Source organism: Sphingobium sp., assembly GCF_049304695.1.
In the GTDB taxonomy this organism is placed as follows: domain Bacteria; phylum Pseudomonadota; class Alphaproteobacteria; order Sphingomonadales; family Sphingomonadaceae; genus Sphingobium.
The window spans coordinates 14,132-31,161 of sequence record NZ_JBAQOK010000079.1 but is presented as its reverse complement, the minus strand read 5'-3'; the positions used below and the strand labels follow the sequence as shown (position 1 = coordinate 31,161).

The window sequence follows — 17,030 nt, the reverse complement described above, 5'->3', positions numbered from 1 at the left end:
TCAAGCCCGGCTGACCTCCGCATTGAACATATAGCCGACGCCGCGCACGGTGGTGATCGGCGCGCCTTTCTCCTCGCTCGACAATTTGCGGCGCAGGCGGCTGACCAGCACGTCGATGCTGCGATCGCTGCTGTCACCCATGCGGGTACGCGACAGTTCGATCAGCCGTTCACGCGCGATGACGCGTTGCGGATGGCTCAGGAAACTGCCCAGCAGGTCGAACTCCGCGCCCGTCAGATCAACGATCGCGCCGGTGGGCGACCGCAATTCGCGGCGGGGGAAGTTCACGACCCAGCCATCGAAATGCGCTTCATTCTCGCGATGCTCATCCGGTCCGCGCTCCAGCCCCGCGCGGCGCAGGATGGCGCGAATCCGCGCGATCAGTTCGCGTGTGCCAAAAGGCTTGGGCAGATAATCGTCCGCGCCCAGCTCCAGCCCTACGATCCGGTCGGTCTCATTGCCCTTGGCACTGATGAAGATGATCGGCACGTCGCTCTTGCGCCGGATCTGGCGACACAGGTCGATGCCGTTGGTGCCCGGCAGCATGACGTCCAGCACGACCAGATCGACGGGACCAGCATCGAACGCGACCCACATTTCGGGACCGGACGAAGCGGGCCGCACCTGATAGCCATGTTCCTGCAAGGCACGCGCGGTCAGCGTGCGCAGCGGCGGATCGTCTTCGACCAGGATGATGGTGGGTGCGGTCATCGGCGTGACCATAGGCTCAATATCATGACGCTTGGGATAGGACCGCCGCTATCGGGGGTCAACCTCGCCGCGCGGCGCATGGGCGGCAAGCGCGGCATAGAAACAATTTGTCATGGTGCGCAGGCCGACACGCGGCCCTGCGAAAGGCGGGGCCACCCTGTTACAGGGCAGCCCCGACATTTATCGGATCAGAAAGCAGCGGTCACCGAGAATACGACCTGGCCGCTCGAAATCGACTTGCCATTGCCCTTGCTGTTTTCGAGAACCTCGAAAGCCCCCGCCAGATAGGCGCGGTCGGACTTGGAGATGTCTGTGTCGACATAGGCAACGCCTACCGTCAGCGGAGTCCCCGAAATGGCGACGTCAGCGCCGACCATCCAGTCGAGATATTTGCCGGTCGGCGCGATCGAGGTGCCACGAGGGCCAAGACCTGAGTTGCCGTCCGAATAGCCCAGATGCGCCTTCAGCGAGACAGGCGTATTGGGAACCGCACCGCTGATGTCACCCCAGATGTAGAGATTGTCGCCCTTAACACCCGGATTGAAGATCGTGCAGGCCGAATCGCTGCACACCTTGCCCAGCGCTTCCTGCTTGGGCGCATAAGCGACACCGAGCAGACCCTTGACGGGACCCATCGTGCTGGACAGCTTGACATAGGGTTCGACGAAGTCGGTGGTGTCGCCACCCGACGGATACATGTACCAGGTCGCGCCGACGTCCAGCGTCGCGCCGCCCAGCGGAATGGCATAGCCCGCGAACAAGTCGAGTTCCATGTTGGAACCGCCGAACCGGCCCCAGCCACCAAGGTTGGAACCCCAGGTGCCGACATAAACGCCGCTTTCATGCGTGGCAGTGATGCCGCCCTGAACAGCCATTCCCTTGTCGCTCTGAGATACGCCACGGAAACGATAGTCGGAAACCAAGCCAACGCTGCCGGTAACGGTCACGGGGCTGGTGGGTGCTTCCTGTGCGAAAGCGGGCACGCTGGACAACAGCGTAAGAGCGGCACAAGCGATTTTATACTTCATGAACATTCCCCTTTACGAAAGAATGTTCCGTCCTGCTTCCACTCTGACCCAAAAGTCTGTCGTTGCGCTTTCGGTGCCGGTGGACGCCCCCTGATTATGCGCAAGGCCCGCGAAGGCAAACCGGTTTTTGACGCACATGCGAAATGATCGAAATCGCTGTTGCATCAACGGCACGGTTTGTTGCTGAATTGTTTCTGAAATAGACGCGGCAACGCCGCTCCATCCCACAGGATGCAGCGGCGTCGCACATATCGTTACGGCATTGGTCGTCAGGCGACCAGTTCGCGCATCCGGCCCGTGGCTCCGAACAGTTCGACCGACGCGCCCGAACTACGGCGACGCTCCACCCATTCGCGCACCATTTCGGCGCAGGTATGGTCGATATGGCGCAGCCGCTCGACATTCAGGATGACGAGGCCGCTGGCAGGCAATTCTTCCAGCTTTGCCGACAGTTTGGGCAGGGTCAGGAATGTTGCAGTGCCGCTCAGATCGACCTCATGCGCATCGCCACGGATCTTATCGACCAGCTTCAACCGCAGGCGGCTGAAATGCGGGACCAGTTCGATCAGCGACAGGCCGATACCCACCAGCACGCCGGTCAGCAGATCGGTCGTTACGACACAGATCAGGGTCGCGGCCCACACGATCGCGGGCAGCGGGCCATAGCGGTGCAACAGATGGCGGACATGCGCGACGCTGACCAGACGAAATCCGGTGACGACCAATATGCCTGCCAGTGCAGCCATCGGGATTTCCCGCAGCAGCCAGGGCAGCAGCGCAACGAAGCCCAATATCCACACGCCATGCAGGATGGCCGACAGGCGCGTGGTCGCACCCGCCTGCACGTTGGCGGAACTGCGCACGATCACGCCAGTCATCGGCAGCGCGCCTGCAAAGCCGCAGAGCAGATTGCCGACGCCCTGCGCGCTCAGTTCCCGGTTATAATTGGTGCGCACGCCATCATGCATCCGATCGACGGCAGCGGCCGACAGCAGTGTCTCCGCGCTGGCGATGAAGGCGATGGCGATCGCGGTGGTGAAAATGGCGGGATTGACCAACTGCGCCAGCAGACCCTGTTCGGGCAGGCTGATCGCGGCGACGATCGATTCCGGCACCGCGACGCGCGCGACGGGCAGGCCCAGAATGAACGCCACCAGCGTGGCTGCGACGACGCCAACCAGCGCGCCGGGCACCTGCTTCATGGAAGCAGGGCGGAATTTTTCCCAACCCAGCATGGAGAATATGGTAATGAGACCGACCGTAAAGGCCGTGGCCGCATCCGCATTGGTCAGGCCGAAAATCTGGCCGGGCATGGCGATCAGGTTATGCAGGCCGCTCGACAGGGGCTTGTCATCGAACAGCACATGGAACTGGCCCACGACGATCAGCACGCCAATGCCCGCCAACATGCCATGCACGACGGCTGGCGAAATGGCGCGGAACCATCCGCCCACGCGGCAAAGGCCAGCCACGACCTGAATCGCGCCAGCCAGAATCAGGATGGGACCAAGGGCGGACAGCCCCTGTTCCCGCACGATTTCAAAGACGATGACGGCAAGGCCAGCGGCCGGGCCGCTGACTTGCAGCGGCGAACCGGCCAGCATACCCACGACGATGCCGCCGATGATGCCCGTGATCAGTCCCTTTTCCGGCGGCACACCGGACGCGATGGCAATGCCCATGCAGAGCGGCATCGCGACCAGAAAGACGACGATAGATGCCGTGAAGTCGCGGCCGATAACGCCGCCGGAAAGGGATTTGAACATGGTGTTTACTCCGCCGCTATGGCGTATTGGCCTTCGCCGGCGAGGCGACGGGCGTGGGGCAGCGCGATCGGCATGGGCTGGTCTTCACGCATCGGCAGGAAGCGGCCAGTCTCGCCATCAAGACCAAGCACCTGCCCGGCGTGAATATCGACATACCAGCCGTGCAGAGCGATATCGCCGGTCGCGATGCCCGATGCGACCGACGGATGGGTGCGCAGATGGGCCAGTTGGGCGACGACATTTTCCAGCGCCATGTTACGCAGCTTTTCCGCGTCGCTCAGGTCGTCCGTGTAGCTTTGGCGGCACACCTGCTGTGCGGCGCGGCTATGACGCAACCAGGCGGCGACGTTGGGCATCGACGTCAGGTCGGCCTCGGTGGACAGCGCCTTCATCGCGCCGCAATCGCTATGCCCGCATACGATGATGTCGCGCACGCCCAGCACCATGACGGCATATTCGACGGTGGACGTGACGCCGCCATTCTGCGTCGCATGTGGCGGGACGATGTTGCCCGCATTGCGGCATACGAACAGGTCGCCGGGGCGTGCCTGAACGATATGTTCCGGCACGATTCGCGAATCGGCGCAGGAAATCATCAGCGCCTTGGGGCTTTGCCCTTCGCTGGCCAGGCTGTTGTAAAGCGCGCTTTCGTTAGCAAATACCTGCTTTTCGAAATTGAATACGCGACCGAGGAGTTCATTCATGGGAAGTCCTTCCTAATTATTTTGCCAGTCAGGGGGCGGACCGGCTTATGATGAAGGATAGGGTCTGGCTTTTGCTGCGTCGCAGCGGGTTTGTTAAATAATGTGTCTGAGCCTCGAAAAGCGACCGCAGGGCGATGATGGCGGAGAAATGGCGGATTCCCGCGATTTTTGGCGCTGTTAGCGGCGTTCCACGATCGCGCCGAACATATATCCGATGCTGCGGATTGTAACGATGGGCGCGGCGCGATCGCCATGGCGCAACTTGCGCCGCAAACGACTGATCAGCACATCGATGCTCCGGTCGGAAGAAGGCGCGTCGCGCACCCCGGCCAGTTCCATCAGACGCAGCCGGGCAATCACGGTCTGGGGATGATCGACCAATACTGACAGCAGCGAAAACTCTGCCGCAGTCAGGTCCACTGGTTCGCCGACCGGATTGCGAATCTCCCGCCGACTGAAATCCATGACCCAGCCATCGAACAAAGCCTGTGCCTGACGCCGCAGACCCAGCGCGCGTTCTCCGCGCCCGCGACGCAGGACGGCACGCACCCGCGCGGCCAGTTCGCGCCCGGAATAGGGCTTGGCCATATAATCGTCCGCGCCCAGTTCCAGCCCGACGACCCGATCGACTTCGCTGCTGTTGGCGCTGACCAGAATGACCGGCACGTCGCTGACTTCGCGCACGTCGCGGCACAGGTCCATGCCATCGGCCCCGCGCAATGCCGCATCCAGCACGACGACGCCGACCGGCACGGTGCCCAGAGCCTGAAAAATATCATGGGCAGATGTGGCAGGCAGCACGCGAAAGCCGCCCTGCTCCAGCGACGCGCCTGCCGTCCGGCGCAAATCCGCCTGTGTTTCGGCGATCAGGACCAGTGGCGGGTTCATCGCTTGCCCCCGCCCCATTGCGTCAGCATGAAAGGGGGGGCGACGGACGCGACGCCCTGCGCAACGCTATCTTTCATGTCCGCATCTCCCACAAACCCAAACCGTACAGAACGTCCGGTCATGTCCGGGATTAGGGCGGATGAGTGTCTCTGAAATTTGCCGGACGTTACAAACTATTGCTACAGACCTTCATGCGGCCACATTCACTTTAGCAACAGGCCATCATGGGTATGGGCATGGGCGCATCGCGATCCTGCACGATATGGTCCAGTACGACCGACAGCCACAGCGCATCCGCCGCTGCATGATGGCGCATGGGATAGGCGCGGTCGGCCCTTGCCACAGCCTGGGCGATGCGATCCTCGCTCGCCCGGCATTCTTCCAGAATGAGCGCGACATGGTCGATCGCACAGGGGGCGGGTCGTCCCGCCGCAGCCGCCAGCGTGTCGAGCCAAACCTGATCGAGGGTGCTGTCGGCCACCACTCGATGCCCGGCAATCGCATGACCCAGTTCCGTCAACACCTGCTCGACCGGCAGTCCGTCCCGCTCGATCCGCGCGCGACTCAGCCCATGCAGCGCCTCCGCATGGCTCCTCCAGTCCCAGTCGGACCAGTGGGCGCTTGGACGGATCAGCCAGCTTCGCGATATCCCGCCGCTCGCCACGCCGACCTCGATGGGAAAGGACCGGCCATGGCGTGGCAGGCAGGACGCCTCGAAATCGATGGCGATGATGGTCAAGATACAGGCTCCGCTTTCACGCGACGCCGACGGACCAGCCGCCTGCGCTTCGTCCCGCCCCCTTCGACCGATACTATGTCAGCTTGAAGTCATGGGCAGACGCTTGGCGCGAAAATCATGCCAACGGTGCGGCACGGCCGACGAACGGCACACGCCCCTACACTTCTGCTTGAGCATCACGCCAAAAAATGGGAACCGGTATTCGGGCGCAAAGCGTTCCTGCTTCCGCCTCCCTTCCCTGCCCTTCGCCCGGACCAGTTCATGACCGTCGTCGCCGCCTATCTCTACCGCAACGGCATCCGCGTGCGGGCCGTGTCCATCGATGAAAAGATCGACTGCGCCCACGACAAGTCCGAATTCGTCTGGATCGGCGTCGCCGACCCGACCCCCGACGAAATGCGCAATCTGCAACAAACCTACGACCTTCACCCGCTGGCGGTCGAGGATGCGATCAACGCGAAACAGTTGCCCAAGGTCGATATCTATGGCGATCAACTGTTCGTCGTCGCCCGCACGGCCCATGTCGATGACGGCAGCATCTGTTACGGCGAAACCGCGATCTTCGTGGGCCACAGTCATATCATCAGCGTGCGCCACGGGTCGGCCCGCGCCCATCTGGAACTGCGCCACGATCTGGAGGCGGTTCCGTCCCGGCTGGCGCAGGGGGTGGACTATGTGCTGCACGCCATCCTCGATTTCATCGTCGATGGATATCTGCCGATCATCGAGGGGATCGAAGAAGAAGTGCTGGCGATGGAGCAGCACACGATCGACGATTTCCTGGGTCGCGACGAAATCATCCGCATCTTCAATCTGCGACGTCAGCTTTTGCGCTTCCGCCGCATCCTGACCCCGATGTTCGAGGTTGCGACCAAATTCGTGAAGCTGGACCTGCCCTGCATCGATGCGGAGGCCCGCGCCTATTTCAACGACGTGCGCGACCATGTGCGCCGGGTCCAGACGATGGTCGAGGATCTGCGCGAAGTGCTGACGTCGGTATTCGAATTTAGCAACCTGCTGGAACAGCAGCGCACTGGCGCGATTACCCGCCAACTGGCCGCCTGGGCCGCGATTCTGGCCGTGCCCACCGCCATCGCGGGGATTTACGGCATGAATTTCCAGAACATGCCCGAACTGCGTACCCAATATGGCTATTTCATCGTGCTAGGCGTCATCGCCACGGCCTGCACCGCACTTTACGTCCGTTTCCGCAGGGTCAACTGGCTGTAGGGACGCCCTCCCGGATCCTGCGTTGCCCCTTTCAATCGCCGACCAGCGGATATTCGGTGGCCTAAGCACGTTTTATCTGCGAGCCTTCCCATGATGAACGAACAGGATCGGGAGATCGGGACATGAGCGAAAAGAGCGACCAGAAAAAACTACATTATGAACTGACCAATGTCGGCCTGCGCGCGCAGGCTACCGCTGTGGGTCTATTGCAGCTTTGCAGCGAATTGCGCCGGGCCGGCGTCCTGGACGAAGGCGCGATCAGCCGGATCAAGGATGCCATCGCGGATGAAATCGTCGTCTGCGCGCCAAGGCCAGTGGCCGGGCGCGATTATCGTCAGGAAGTGCGCACGCGCCTCAATCACCTTTTTGCCGGCGATCAAAAGCTGGGACCGGCGGACGAAATGTTGTTTGCGCCACCCCCGGAAGATTAATCAGTCACAGGCGCGGCGGCCCGACGAACCGCCCGCCCGGCCCGTCGCCCTCAATAGGCTTTCTTGTGAACCACCACAGTCAGGGTGCGGACCAGGATGGTGATGTCCTTCATCAACGACCAGTCGGCGACATATTCCAGATCGGACAGCAATCGCTGCATCAGATCGTCGCGATGGTCGGTCGCGCCGCGAAAACCGCGCACCTGCGCCAGTCCGGTAATCCCCGGCTTGATCGCATGGCGCAGCCAGTAGCGCTTGTCGACATGCCAGAACAGCTCGTCGCCCGCCAATGAACCCAGTGCATGGGGGCGCGGGCCGACCAAACTCATATCGCCTTCCAGCACGTTGAAAAGCTGCGGCAATTCGTCCAGGCTGGTCCGGCGAATGATCCGCCCTACCGACGTGATGCGATCATCATCCATTGATGCGGAGCGCGCGCCCGCATTATCGGTCGTTTCCGTCCGCATGCTGCGGAATTTATAGACATGAAACAGCCGATTGCCGCGCCCCATGCGTGGCTGCTTGAACAGGACAGGACCGGGACTGGTCAGCTTGATCGCGATCGCCACGATCAGCAGCACGGGCGCGAGCGCAATGATCGCAGGCACCGTGATCGACAGGTCGAAGCTGCGCTTGAGCAATCGGCTGCGAATGTCGAGCGGGCCGGTCGATACCGGCACCCCGACCAGACTGGTCCCGTCCGATGCGTCAAGCTGGCCGATCGCATGGAGTTCGGGCAGCAGCAGTTCGCCGTTGCAGCCGATCCCTTTCAGATAAAGCGACCAGTTGCCCCGTCGCTCGGGGGCCGACGACACCAGCACGCGATCCGCGCCGAACAGCAGGCTGGAAATTTTGTGCAGCGCGTGGGGGTCATCCGGGTCGGGCGTCACACCATGGTCCGCGACGTCGATCACATGGAAACCCGCTGGCGCGACGATCGGTTCGCCGTCGATCACCAATACCCGCCGCATGAAACGCGTATCCAGATGCACGCGGATGAAGCGGACCATCGCCAGCCGTTCCACGATCAACAGGACACCCGCCACCGCAGCGCCCAGAAACAGGAACATGCGTGAAAGGTTCGTCGCTTCCTTGATCGCGAACGCCGCCAATATGTTGAACGCCAGCGCCAACGCCAATGACGTCAGCACCCGCTGGATGCCAATGCGCGACGCCACGCCCCCATGTGAATAGGCGTCAGCATAAATGGAGATGACGAGGAATACGGGCAGCAGGGTCAGCAAAGCGGTGGTATCGAGACCAACCCGGATAGCGCCATGGCGGATCATGCCGGCCACGATGAAACCAAGCAGGATGGCCAACAGGTCAAAACCCATCTGCGCGAAATAAATGACGACACGGACAGTCTGGGTCGTCATCGGACGACCGTGTGAAGCACGTTCAGCCTTGGCTGGAACACCCAATTGCGCCGTCAATCGTCAACCCCTAGCACCCGGTTTCATCGAGATACGACCTTTGGCCAATATCCCTTACAGGGCCGCCGACAACATCAGGGTTCAAAAGTCACCCCGCCGCTGCCTATAGCGCTGCTCAACTAACAAAATCCGATTGCCGGGCAAAGTGCAATATTGCCCTAAGACGTCAACTATGTGCTTTTAAGCGACGATCCGGCCTAATCTTGGTCCAGTCTGTGCTTAAAAGACGAAGAGCGCGCAGATCCCAAGGATCAGGCCAGCTGCCAAAGACGCATATCCTGCCATACGCGAAGCCCAGTGAATCAAAGGCTCAGCCGCATGGGTCTGCTCGATCGAATAGAAGGCAGGACCGGTATTCTGGTAGCTTGGACTTGGATAGCCCGACATCTTTGAACATCCTCTCATTATGTAATATTATGTCTTATTAAAACGAGCCTAGCATAGTTTTGTTTCATAGTGGCACGGTTTTTTCGCCCATGAAAAAAATTAATCGCCTGCAAAATTTGCCGGTTATCGTGTTGTATTAGCTATATTTTATTTTCAACCCGTAGCATCGCTGCCAAAATTTCGGCATTATGTGCCGCGTTCTGCCGCGCTTTTGATCTGCGAAGATACACGGTTCGTCGGCCAGCAGCGGATCAGTCATAATATATTCATCGAACCTCGAACCGCTGCCGCAAAATACTATGTGTTGCGCTCTTTGACGTGAGCAGGAATGGTATCATTTATCATTGGGAGACAGGCGTGTCCGTAACAGTCGGCATCAAGGCATTGAACGAAGGTCGCAATATCGCGCGCACATTAAGCAGCGCGGTGGCCGCCGTCGCGCCGATGGGTGGCACGGTGATCCTGGCCGACAGCGGGTCGATCGACGACACGGTCGCGATCGCACAGACCTTTCCCGTGCGCATCGTGCAACTGGCCAATCCTGCCGAACGCTGCTGCGGCGCAGGCGCGCAACTGGCCTTTCAGCATGCCGATGGGGATTATTTCTACATCCTCGACGGCGACATGGTGCTGCACCCCGATTTTCTGAAAGCGGGCATCGCCTATCTGGAGGCGCATCCGCAATGCGCGGCGGTCGGCGGCATCGTCAACGAACGCAATGTCGATAATGAAGAGTTCCAGATTCGCGCCAAGGCAGTCCGCGACGACGGACACTGGTCGCCCGGCGCGGTGGATCGGCTCGACTGCGGCGGGCTGTATCGCATGGCGGCCCTGCGTCAGGTCGGCTATTTCGCCGATCGCAACCTGCACGCGTTCGAGGAATTTGACCTCGCTGCGCGCCTCCGCAGCCGGGGCTGGCAGATGGCCCGCATCGATCATCCCGCCGTCGATCATTTCGGCCACACGACCGGCGGCTACAGTCTGCTGATGAAGCGGTTCCGGTCGGGCTATGCCGGTGCGCCGGGCGAAGTGCTGCGCGGCGCGATCGGCCACGCACATCTGTCCACCGTTCTGACCAGCCTTGGCCATGTGCGCAACGGATTTGCCGTCATGCTCTGGTGGCTGGCGATCGTGGTGAGCCTGTTCACGCCAGCCCGCTGGCTGCTGCTCGCCATCCTGCTGCTGGGACCGCTGGCCCTGCTGTCGCTCCGTCGCGGCTCGCTGCGTCTGGGCATCTATTCGCTCGCATCCTGGAATGTCAGCGCGCTCGGCCTGCTGACCGGCCTGTTCCGTAAACGCACGTCACCCGATCAGCCACTCGGATCAATCGACCTGACGGCGAACCGATAAAGGCTCAGACTTCATAGTCCACCCTTCCGTTCAGAAAGAAGCCATCAGCCCACCATATCCAATATCCGCCGCGCCTGCACCCAATGGGGCCGGTCGATCATCCTGCCATCCAGTTTGAGCGCGCCAGCGCCCGGATGCGCCGCAAACGCCTCGACGACAGCCCGCGCATGGGCAATCTCTTCGTCCGTTGGCATGAACCCCGCATTGATAGCCTCCACCTGTCGCGGATGGATGGCCATCATGCCGGTAAAGCCATCGCGCCGCGCCCGCGCGATATAGGCGCACAGATCATGCCCCGGCTCGATCGTGGGAAACACCGTCTCGATCGCCGGGACGGCGCAGGCATGGGCCGCGAACAACGTCAGCGCGCGCACCATTTCATAAGGGGGCGTATAACGCCCATCCGCCTCCCGCGACGTCGATGCCCCGATCGCGGCGGGCAGATCTTCCGCCCCCCATGTGATCCCCGCCAGATGCCGGGCGACGGACCGATAACTGCCCAGTTCGAAAATGGCAGCAGGCGTTTCCGTCGCAATGGGCAGGATCGGCGGCACAGGCCGCCCGCCCGCCATGCGCAGCAACGCCTCGATCGACGCCGCGCCTTCCGCCTTGGGCAGCATCAATCCGTCCGGCCGCGCCTCCAGAGCCGCGTTCAGATCGTCCGCAATAGCCTCACCATCCAACGGATTGACCCGCACGAAAGCTGGCGTCGGTCTGTCCCCCGCCAGCCACTCCGCAATCGCCCCCCGTCCATAGGCTTTCCGCTCCGGCGCGACCGAATCCTCCAGATCCAATATGATCGCATCCGCCCCACTATCCACCGCCTTGGCAAAGCGTTCAGGCCGGTCGGCGGGCACGAACAGCAGCGAACGCAGCATCATGCCGGGCGTCGGTTGATGAGCGCGCTGCGCAGACATTGGCACACGATCTGGTCGCGCTGGTTGATGAGTTGATGGGCGAAGGTGACGATCCCCGCCCCCGGCCGCGACCGGCTCTCTTTCACCGCATCGACCTGCGTTTCCGCCCGCATCGTATCGCCGATGAATACCGGGTTGGGCATGATCAGCCTGTCATAGCCCAGATTGGCGACCAGCGTCCCCAATGTCGTATCCCCCACCGACAGCCCGACCATCAGCGCGAACGTAAAGGTGCCGTTGACGAGGATCTGGCCAAATTCGGACGCCCGCGCCGCCTCCGCATCGATATGCAATGGCTGCGGATTATGCGTCATCGTGGAAAACAGCAGATTGTCGGTTTCCGTGACGGTGCGGCGAATGTCATGGACGATCCGGTCGCCCACGGCCCAATCCTCGAACCAGCGCCCGGCCATTATTTGTCCTCCGGCGCGGCTTCGATTTTGACCAGAACATGGCCTTCGCTGACCTGTCCGCCTTCCACGACGTTCAGGTCGCGCACCACCCCGTCGAAGGGCGCGATCAGGCTATGCTCCATCTTCATCGCCTCCAGCGTAATCAGCTTCTGCCCCTTCGTCACCGCCTCACCCTCTGCCACGGCAACGGCGATGATCCGGCCGGGCATCGGCGAAATGATTGCACCATCCCCCGCCGCGCCGGCCCCGCCGCCCGCATGCCGCCAGCACGACAATTCCCACACCTGCCCGCCCTCGGCGATCAGTACGGACGACATTGCCTCGCGCACTTCGTCGTCCCCGCTCAGCATGACGGACACCGGCGCGCCATCCAGCAGGAACAGCGCGTCCCGCTTCGCCACCGCGTTCAATCGAAACCCCGCCATAGGCCCGGCAGGCGCCAGCACAGCCGCCGCATCCTCCATAGCCTCGACCGACGGGGCAGACGGCGGCAACAGGCCATCCCCCTCCCGCCCGATCAGCCCGGTATCCAGATTGGCCGCCACGAAATCGGGATGCTCCAGCAGCTTGACCAGAAAGCCCGCATTGGTCCGCACCGGCCACACCGCCGCATCCGCAAGACTACCCGCCAGCGATGCCCGCGCCGTGTCCCGATCCGCCCCATGCGCAATGACCTTGGCGATCATCGGGTCATAATAGGGCGAAATTGCCGCCCCCTGCTCCACGCCGGTATCGATGCGATAGGCATCGCCCAGATCGAATGTCTCCAGCATGCCCGTTGACGGCAGGAAACCCTTCGCCGGGTCTTCGGCATAAAGCCGCGCCTCCATCGCCCAGCCGTTGATAGCCAGTTCGTCCTGCCGCCTGGGCAACGCCTCGCCCGACGCGACCCGCAACTGCCATTCGACCAGATCCTGCCCGGTAATCTCCTCCGTCACGGGATGTTCGACCTGCAACCGCGTGTTCATTTCCATGAACCAGATGCGATCCGCGCGCAGCCCTTCGCTACCATCCGCAATGAACTCGATCGTCCCAGCGCCGACATAATCGACCGCCTTGGCGGCCCGCACCGCCGCTGCGCAGATCGCCTGCCGGGTTGCCTCGTCCATGCCGGGCGCAGGCGCTTCCTCGATCACCTTCTGGTGCCGCCGCTGCATCGAACAGTCGCGTTCGAACAGGTGGACGACATTGCCATGATGATCGCCAAATATCTGCACTTCGATATGGCGCGGGTTCGTCACCCATTTTTCCAGCAGCACATGGTCGTTGCCAAACGCGCTCAGCGCCTCGCGGCGGCAGGACGCCAGCGCATCGGCAAAGTCGGCCGCCGTCTCGACCTTGCGCATCCCCTTGCCGCCGCCACCGGCCACTGCCTTGATGAGCACCGGATAGCCGATCGCATCGGCCTCCCACGCCAGCCGCTCCGCGCCCTGATCCTCGCCCAGATAGCCGGGCGTCGTCGGCACGCCCGCCGCCTGCATCAGGCTCTTGGCCGCATCCTTCATGCCCATCGCGGTGATGGAGTCCGGGCCGGGACCGACCCAGATCAACCCCGCGTCCAGTACCGCCCGCGCAAAGGCGGCGTTCTCCGACAGGAAACCATAGCCCGGATGGATCGCCTCCGCCCCGCTTGTCCGCGCGGCGGCAATGATCCGCTCCCCCACCAGATAGCTGTCCCGCGCAGGCGACGGCCCGATATGCACCGATTCGTCCGCCTGCCGCACATGCAGCGCCTGCGCATCGGCATCGGAATAGACCGCGATAGTGCGAATACCCATCGCCCGCGCCGTGCGAATGATCCGACAGGCGATTTCGCCACGATTAGCGATGAGCAGAGACTTAAGCACCGACACCTCTCAAACCGTCATGCTGAACTTGTTTCAGCATCCATCGCGCAGCAAGGGCGGAAGCCCGATCGACGGCGCAAGGTCCACCCAATGAACATTCTCGCTCTCGATCAGGTTGATTTTCCACTGGCGATGCCAGCGCTTGAGCTGCTTTTCCCGCAGGATCGCGCCCTCCATATCGCCGAACATCTCGAACCGGACCAGACGATGAACTGCATAGAGACTGGTAAACCCCGGAACGCTGCCGGTGCGATGTTGGTAAAGGCGTGCAATCAGGTTGGACGTTACGCCAATATAGAGCGTACCATAGGGCGCGCTGCTGAGAATATAGACGCACGGTTGCTTTTCCATCGCGGGGCAGAGCGTGCCGCCAAATGGATGCTGAAACAAGTTCAGCATGACGAGGAATATAATCCACCCCCATCACATCCGAAACACGCCAAATTGCGCCCGATCCCCGATCGGCGCATTCAGCGTCGCGGCGAAGGCGAGGCCCAGCACGTCGCGCGTCTGTGCGGGGTCGATGACGCCATCGTCCCACAGGCGCGCCGTGGCGTAATAGGGGTTGCCCTCTTCCTCATATTTCTGCCGCACCGGCGCCTTGAACGCTTCGGCCTGTTCGGGCGTCCAGTGCGCCGCATCGCGATGCACCGTCGTCAGCACGCTTGCCGCCTGCTCCCCGCCCATCACGGAAATGCGTGCATTGGGCCATGTGAACAGGAATCGCGGGCTATAGGCGCGCCCGCACATGCCGTAATTGCCCGCCCCGAAACTCCCGCCGATCAGCACGGTGATCTTGGGCACTTGCGCCGTGGCGACCGCCGTCACCAGCTTCGCGCCATTCTTGGCGATCCCCTCCGCCTCATATTTACCCCCCACCATGAAGCCGGAGATATTTTGCAGGAACAGCAGCGGGATGCGCCGCTGGCACGCCAGTTCGATGAAGTGCGCGCCCTTGACCGCGCTCTCGCTGAACAACACGCCATTATTGGCCAAAATGGCCACCGGCATGCCCCAGATATGCGCAAAACCGCACACCAATGTCGTGCCATAGAGCGCCTTGAACTCGTGGAACTCGCTGCCATCCACGATCCGCGCGATCACTTCGCGCACGTCATAGGGCGCACGCACATCGTCGGGGATCAGGCCGTATAACTCCTCTGCCGCATAGCGGGGCGGCATGGGATCGCGCACATTGATGTCGGCCTTCAGATCCGGCTGGAATGTCGACACGATGTCCCGCACGATCGTCAATGCATGGTCGTCATCGTCCGCGACATGATCGACCACGCCCGACGTGCGCCCATGCAGATCGCCCCCGCCCAGCGCTTCGGCAGTGATGACCTCGCCCGTCGCCGCCTGTACCAGCGGCGGCCCGGCCAGGAATATCGTCCCCTGATTGCGCACGATCACCGTCTCGTCCGACATGGCCGGGACATAAGCACCGCCCGCCGTGCAGCTACCCATGACGCAGGCGACCTGCGGGATGCCGCGCGCGGACAGGTTCGCCTGATTAAAGAAGATGCGGCCGAAATGCTCCTTGTCGGGAAACACCTCCGCCTGATTGGGCAGGTTCGCGCCGCCGCTGTCCACCAGATAGATGCACGGCAGGCGGTTCTCCAGCGCGATCTCCTGCGCGCGCAGATGCTTTTTCACCGTCAGCGGATAATAGGTGCCGCCCTTCACCGTCGCGTCGTTGCACCCGATCATGACCTGCCGCCCCGCAACGCGCCCGATCCCCGCAATGATACCGGCCCCCGGCACCTCATCGCCATACAGCCCATTGGCCGCCAGTTGACCGATCTCCAGAAAGGGCGACCCCGGATCGAGCAGCCGCTCGACCCGCTCACGCGGCAACAGCTTGCCCCGCGCCACATGCTTGTCGCGCGCGCCCTGCGTCCCGCCCAGCGCCGCTGCCGCGACGCGATCGCGCAAACCCTGCGCCAGCGCGCGATTATGGGCATAGGCCTTGACATAGCCTTCGCTACCGACCGCGACCTTGCTCTCGATCACCGGCGCGCTCATGCCCCGATCAACTCCCGCCCGATCAGCATCCGCCTGATCTCATTGGTGCCAGCGCCGATGTCCAGCAACTTGGCGTCTCGCACGAACCGCTCCACCGGCCAGTCCTTCGTATAGCCAGCCCCGCCCAGCGCCTGCACCGCCTCCAGCGCCACGCGCACCGCATTTTCGCTGGCCAGCAATATCGCCCCGGCCGCATCGAAGCGCGTCGTGCGCCCCGCATCGCACGCCTTGGCCACCGCATAGACATAGGCGCGCGCCGAATTGAGCGCGACATACATGTCCGCCACCTTCGCCTGCATCAACTGGAACGCGCCGATGGGCTTGCCGAACTGCCTGCGCTCGCGAATATAGGGCAGCACCACGTCCAGACACGCCTGCATGATGCCCAACTGGATGCCCGCCAGCACCGTGCGCTCATAGTCCAGCCCGGACATCAATATGCCCACGCCCCCGCCGACATCGCCCATGACATTGGCTTCCGGCACCGCGCAATCGTCGAACACCAGTTCCGCCGTGGGCGACCCGCGCATCCCCATCTTGTCGATCTTCTGCCCGATCGAAAATCCGGCCATGTCCTTTTCGATGATGAAGGTCGTGATGCCCCGCGACCCCTCGCCCGTCCGAGCATAGACGACCAGCGTGTCGGCATAGGGCGCGTTGGTGATCCAATATTTCGTGCCGTTCAGAACATAATGATCGCCGCGCTTTTCGGCTTTCAGCTTCATGCCCACGACGTCCGACCCCGCGCCCGCTTCCGACATGGCCAGACTGCCGACATGCTCGCCCGAAATCAGCTTGGGCAGATATTTGGCCTTCTGCGCGGCATTGCCCCAGCGCCGCACCTGATTGACGCACAGATTGGAATGCGCGCCATAGCTCAGCCCCACCGAAGCAGACGCCCGCGCCACCTCTTCCTGCGCGACCACATGTTCCAGATAGCCCAGGCCAAGCCCGCCCCATTCCTCTTCGACTGTTATGCCGTGCAGGCCCAGCGCGCCCATTTCCCGCCACAGGTCGCGGGGGAACCAGTCGTCCGCATCAATTCTGGCGGCCAGCGGCGCGATCCGGTCGTCGGCGAAGCGCGCCGCGCTCTCCCGGATCATGTCCGCATTGTCGCCCAGCGCAAAATCGAAATGGCTCATATCTCTCTCCCTGGCC

The 17,030-nt window shown here is 62.3% G+C and carries 17 protein-coding genes; 3 read left to right on the top strand and 14 right to left on the bottom strand.

Annotated elements, in window-relative coordinates:
* The 6 genes from WA070_RS14185 to WA070_RS14160 form a co-directional block, all read right to left on the bottom strand.
* Positions 1-711 carry a response regulator gene (locus tag WA070_RS14185; RefSeq protein ID WP_422634578.1) on the bottom strand — a complete coding sequence of 237 codons (711 nt, stop codon included), beginning with the start codon at positions 709-711 and terminating at the stop codon, positions 1-3.
* A gap of 188 nt (positions 712-899) precedes the next feature.
* Complete coding sequence (locus WA070_RS14180; RefSeq protein WP_422634577.1) at positions 900-1,745, bottom strand: TorF family putative porin; 846 nt, start codon at positions 1,743-1,745, stop codon at positions 900-902.
* Positions 1,746-2,008: 263 nt separating this feature from the next.
* A complete protein-coding gene (locus WA070_RS14175; RefSeq protein WP_422634576.1) occupies positions 2,009-3,505 on the bottom strand; it encodes a SulP family inorganic anion transporter in 1,497 nt (498 codons plus the stop codon).
* A 5-nt stretch (positions 3,506-3,510) separates the two neighbouring features.
* Entirely contained in the window at positions 3,511-4,209 is a 699-nt protein-coding gene (locus WA070_RS14170) for a carbonic anhydrase (protein ID WP_422634575.1), read from the bottom strand.
* Between the two features lie 177 nt (positions 4,210-4,386).
* Positions 4,387-5,097, bottom strand: coding sequence for a response regulator transcription factor (locus WA070_RS14165; protein WP_422634574.1), 711 nt, complete (start codon positions 5,095-5,097; stop codon positions 4,387-4,389).
* 208 nt (positions 5,098-5,305) lie between these two features.
* Complete coding sequence (locus WA070_RS14160; protein ID WP_422634573.1) at positions 5,306-5,836, bottom strand: hypothetical protein; 531 nt, start codon at positions 5,834-5,836, stop codon at positions 5,306-5,308.
* Between the two features lie 261 nt (positions 5,837-6,097).
* Here WA070_RS14160 and WA070_RS14155 point away from each other — a divergent pair, with 261 nt between their 5' ends.
* Positions 6,098-7,066: a magnesium and cobalt transport protein CorA gene (locus WA070_RS14155; protein ID WP_422634572.1), complete on the top strand. Its 969-nt coding sequence runs from the start codon at positions 6,098-6,100 to the stop codon at positions 7,064-7,066.
* 122 nt (positions 7,067-7,188) lie between these two features.
* Positions 7,189-7,497: a hypothetical protein gene (locus WA070_RS14150; protein WP_422634571.1), complete on the top strand. Its 309-nt coding sequence runs from the start codon at positions 7,189-7,191 to the stop codon at positions 7,495-7,497.
* Between the two features lie 50 nt (positions 7,498-7,547).
* Here the strand turns inward: WA070_RS14150 and WA070_RS14145 are convergent, their stop codons facing one another.
* Both WA070_RS14145 and WA070_RS14140 read right to left on the bottom strand, forming a co-directional pair.
* A complete protein-coding gene (locus WA070_RS14145; RefSeq protein ID WP_422634570.1) occupies positions 7,548-8,876 on the bottom strand; it encodes a sugar transferase in 1,329 nt (442 codons plus the stop codon).
* 276 nt (positions 8,877-9,152) lie between these two features.
* A complete protein-coding gene (locus WA070_RS14140) occupies positions 9,153-9,320 on the bottom strand; it encodes a hypothetical protein (protein WP_422634569.1) in 168 nt (55 codons plus the stop codon).
* A 357-nt stretch (positions 9,321-9,677) separates the two neighbouring features.
* On the opposite strand from WA070_RS14140, the gene WA070_RS14135 reads away from it, so the two are divergent.
* Positions 9,678-10,670, top strand: a complete 993-nt coding sequence (locus tag WA070_RS14135) for a glycosyltransferase (RefSeq protein ID WP_422634568.1) — start codon at positions 9,678-9,680, stop codon at positions 10,668-10,670.
* A gap of 44 nt (positions 10,671-10,714) precedes the next feature.
* On the opposite strand, the gene WA070_RS14130 is transcribed toward WA070_RS14135, so the two are convergent.
* From WA070_RS14130 to WA070_RS14105, 6 genes are all read right to left on the bottom strand, one after another.
* On the bottom strand, positions 10,715-11,551 hold the full coding sequence (locus tag WA070_RS14130; protein WP_422634567.1) for an HpcH/HpaI aldolase/citrate lyase family protein: 837 nt from the start codon (positions 11,549-11,551) through the stop codon (positions 10,715-10,717).
* Positions 11,548-12,000, bottom strand: coding sequence for a MaoC family dehydratase (locus WA070_RS14125; RefSeq protein ID WP_422634566.1), 453 nt, complete (start codon positions 11,998-12,000; stop codon positions 11,548-11,550). Before WA070_RS14125 ends, WA070_RS14130 begins: the two co-directional genes overlap by 4 nt.
* Complete coding sequence (locus tag WA070_RS14120) at positions 12,000-13,847, bottom strand: acetyl/propionyl/methylcrotonyl-CoA carboxylase subunit alpha (RefSeq protein ID WP_422634565.1); 1,848 nt, start codon at positions 13,845-13,847, stop codon at positions 12,000-12,002. The genes WA070_RS14125 and WA070_RS14120 overlap by 1 nt, the downstream gene beginning before the upstream one ends.
* A 33-nt stretch (positions 13,848-13,880) precedes the next feature.
* Positions 13,881-14,198: a GIY-YIG nuclease family protein gene (locus WA070_RS14115; protein ID WP_422634627.1), complete on the bottom strand. Its 318-nt coding sequence runs from the start codon at positions 14,196-14,198 to the stop codon at positions 13,881-13,883.
* A gap of 72 nt (positions 14,199-14,270) precedes the next feature.
* Complete coding sequence (locus WA070_RS14110; RefSeq protein WP_422634564.1) at positions 14,271-15,872, bottom strand: carboxyl transferase domain-containing protein; 1,602 nt, start codon at positions 15,870-15,872, stop codon at positions 14,271-14,273.
* A complete protein-coding gene (locus tag WA070_RS14105) occupies positions 15,869-17,014 on the bottom strand; it encodes an isovaleryl-CoA dehydrogenase (RefSeq protein WP_422634563.1) in 1,146 nt (381 codons plus the stop codon). Before WA070_RS14105 ends, WA070_RS14110 begins: the two co-directional genes overlap by 4 nt.
* Positions 17,015-17,030 lie beyond the last annotated feature (16 nt).

Coding starts and splice junctions, on each gene's coding strand:
- WA070_RS14185 (WP_422634578.1), bottom strand. CDS start 711: ATGACCGCACCCACCATCATCCTGGTCGAAGACGATCCGCCGCTGCGC.
- WA070_RS14180 (WP_422634577.1), bottom strand. CDS start 1,745: ATGTTCATGAAGTATAAAATCGCTTGTGCCGCTCTTACGCTGTTGTCC.
- WA070_RS14175 (WP_422634576.1), bottom strand. CDS start 3,505: ATGTTCAAATCCCTTTCCGGCGGCGTTATCGGCCGCGACTTCACGGCA.
- WA070_RS14170 (WP_422634575.1), bottom strand. CDS start 4,209: ATGAATGAACTCCTCGGTCGCGTATTCAATTTCGAAAAGCAGGTATTT.
- WA070_RS14165 (WP_422634574.1), bottom strand. CDS start 5,097: ATGAACCCGCCACTGGTCCTGATCGCCGAAACACAGGCGGATTTGCGC.
- WA070_RS14155 (WP_422634572.1), top strand. CDS start 6,098: ATGACCGTCGTCGCCGCCTATCTCTACCGCAACGGCATCCGCGTGCGG.
- WA070_RS14150 (WP_422634571.1), top strand. CDS start 7,189: ATGAGCGAAAAGAGCGACCAGAAAAAACTACATTATGAACTGACCAAT.
- WA070_RS14145 (WP_422634570.1), bottom strand. CDS start 8,876: ATGACGACCCAGACTGTCCGTGTCGTCATTTATTTCGCGCAGATGGGT.
- WA070_RS14140 (WP_422634569.1), bottom strand. CDS start 9,320: ATGTCGGGCTATCCAAGTCCAAGCTACCAGAATACCGGTCCTGCCTTC.
- WA070_RS14130 (WP_422634567.1), bottom strand. CDS start 11,551: ATGATGCTGCGTTCGCTGCTGTTCGTGCCCGCCGACCGGCCTGAACGC.
- WA070_RS14125 (WP_422634566.1), bottom strand. CDS start 12,000: ATGGCCGGGCGCTGGTTCGAGGATTGGGCCGTGGGCGACCGGATCGTC.
- WA070_RS14115 (WP_422634627.1), bottom strand. CDS start 14,198: ATGGAAAAGCAACCGTGCGTCTATATTCTCAGCAGCGCGCCCTATGGT.
- WA070_RS14110 (WP_422634564.1), bottom strand. CDS start 15,872: ATGAGCGCGCCGGTGATCGAGAGCAAGGTCGCGGTCGGTAGCGAAGGC.
- WA070_RS14105 (WP_422634563.1), bottom strand. CDS start 17,014: ATGAGCCATTTCGATTTTGCGCTGGGCGACAATGCGGACATGATCCGG.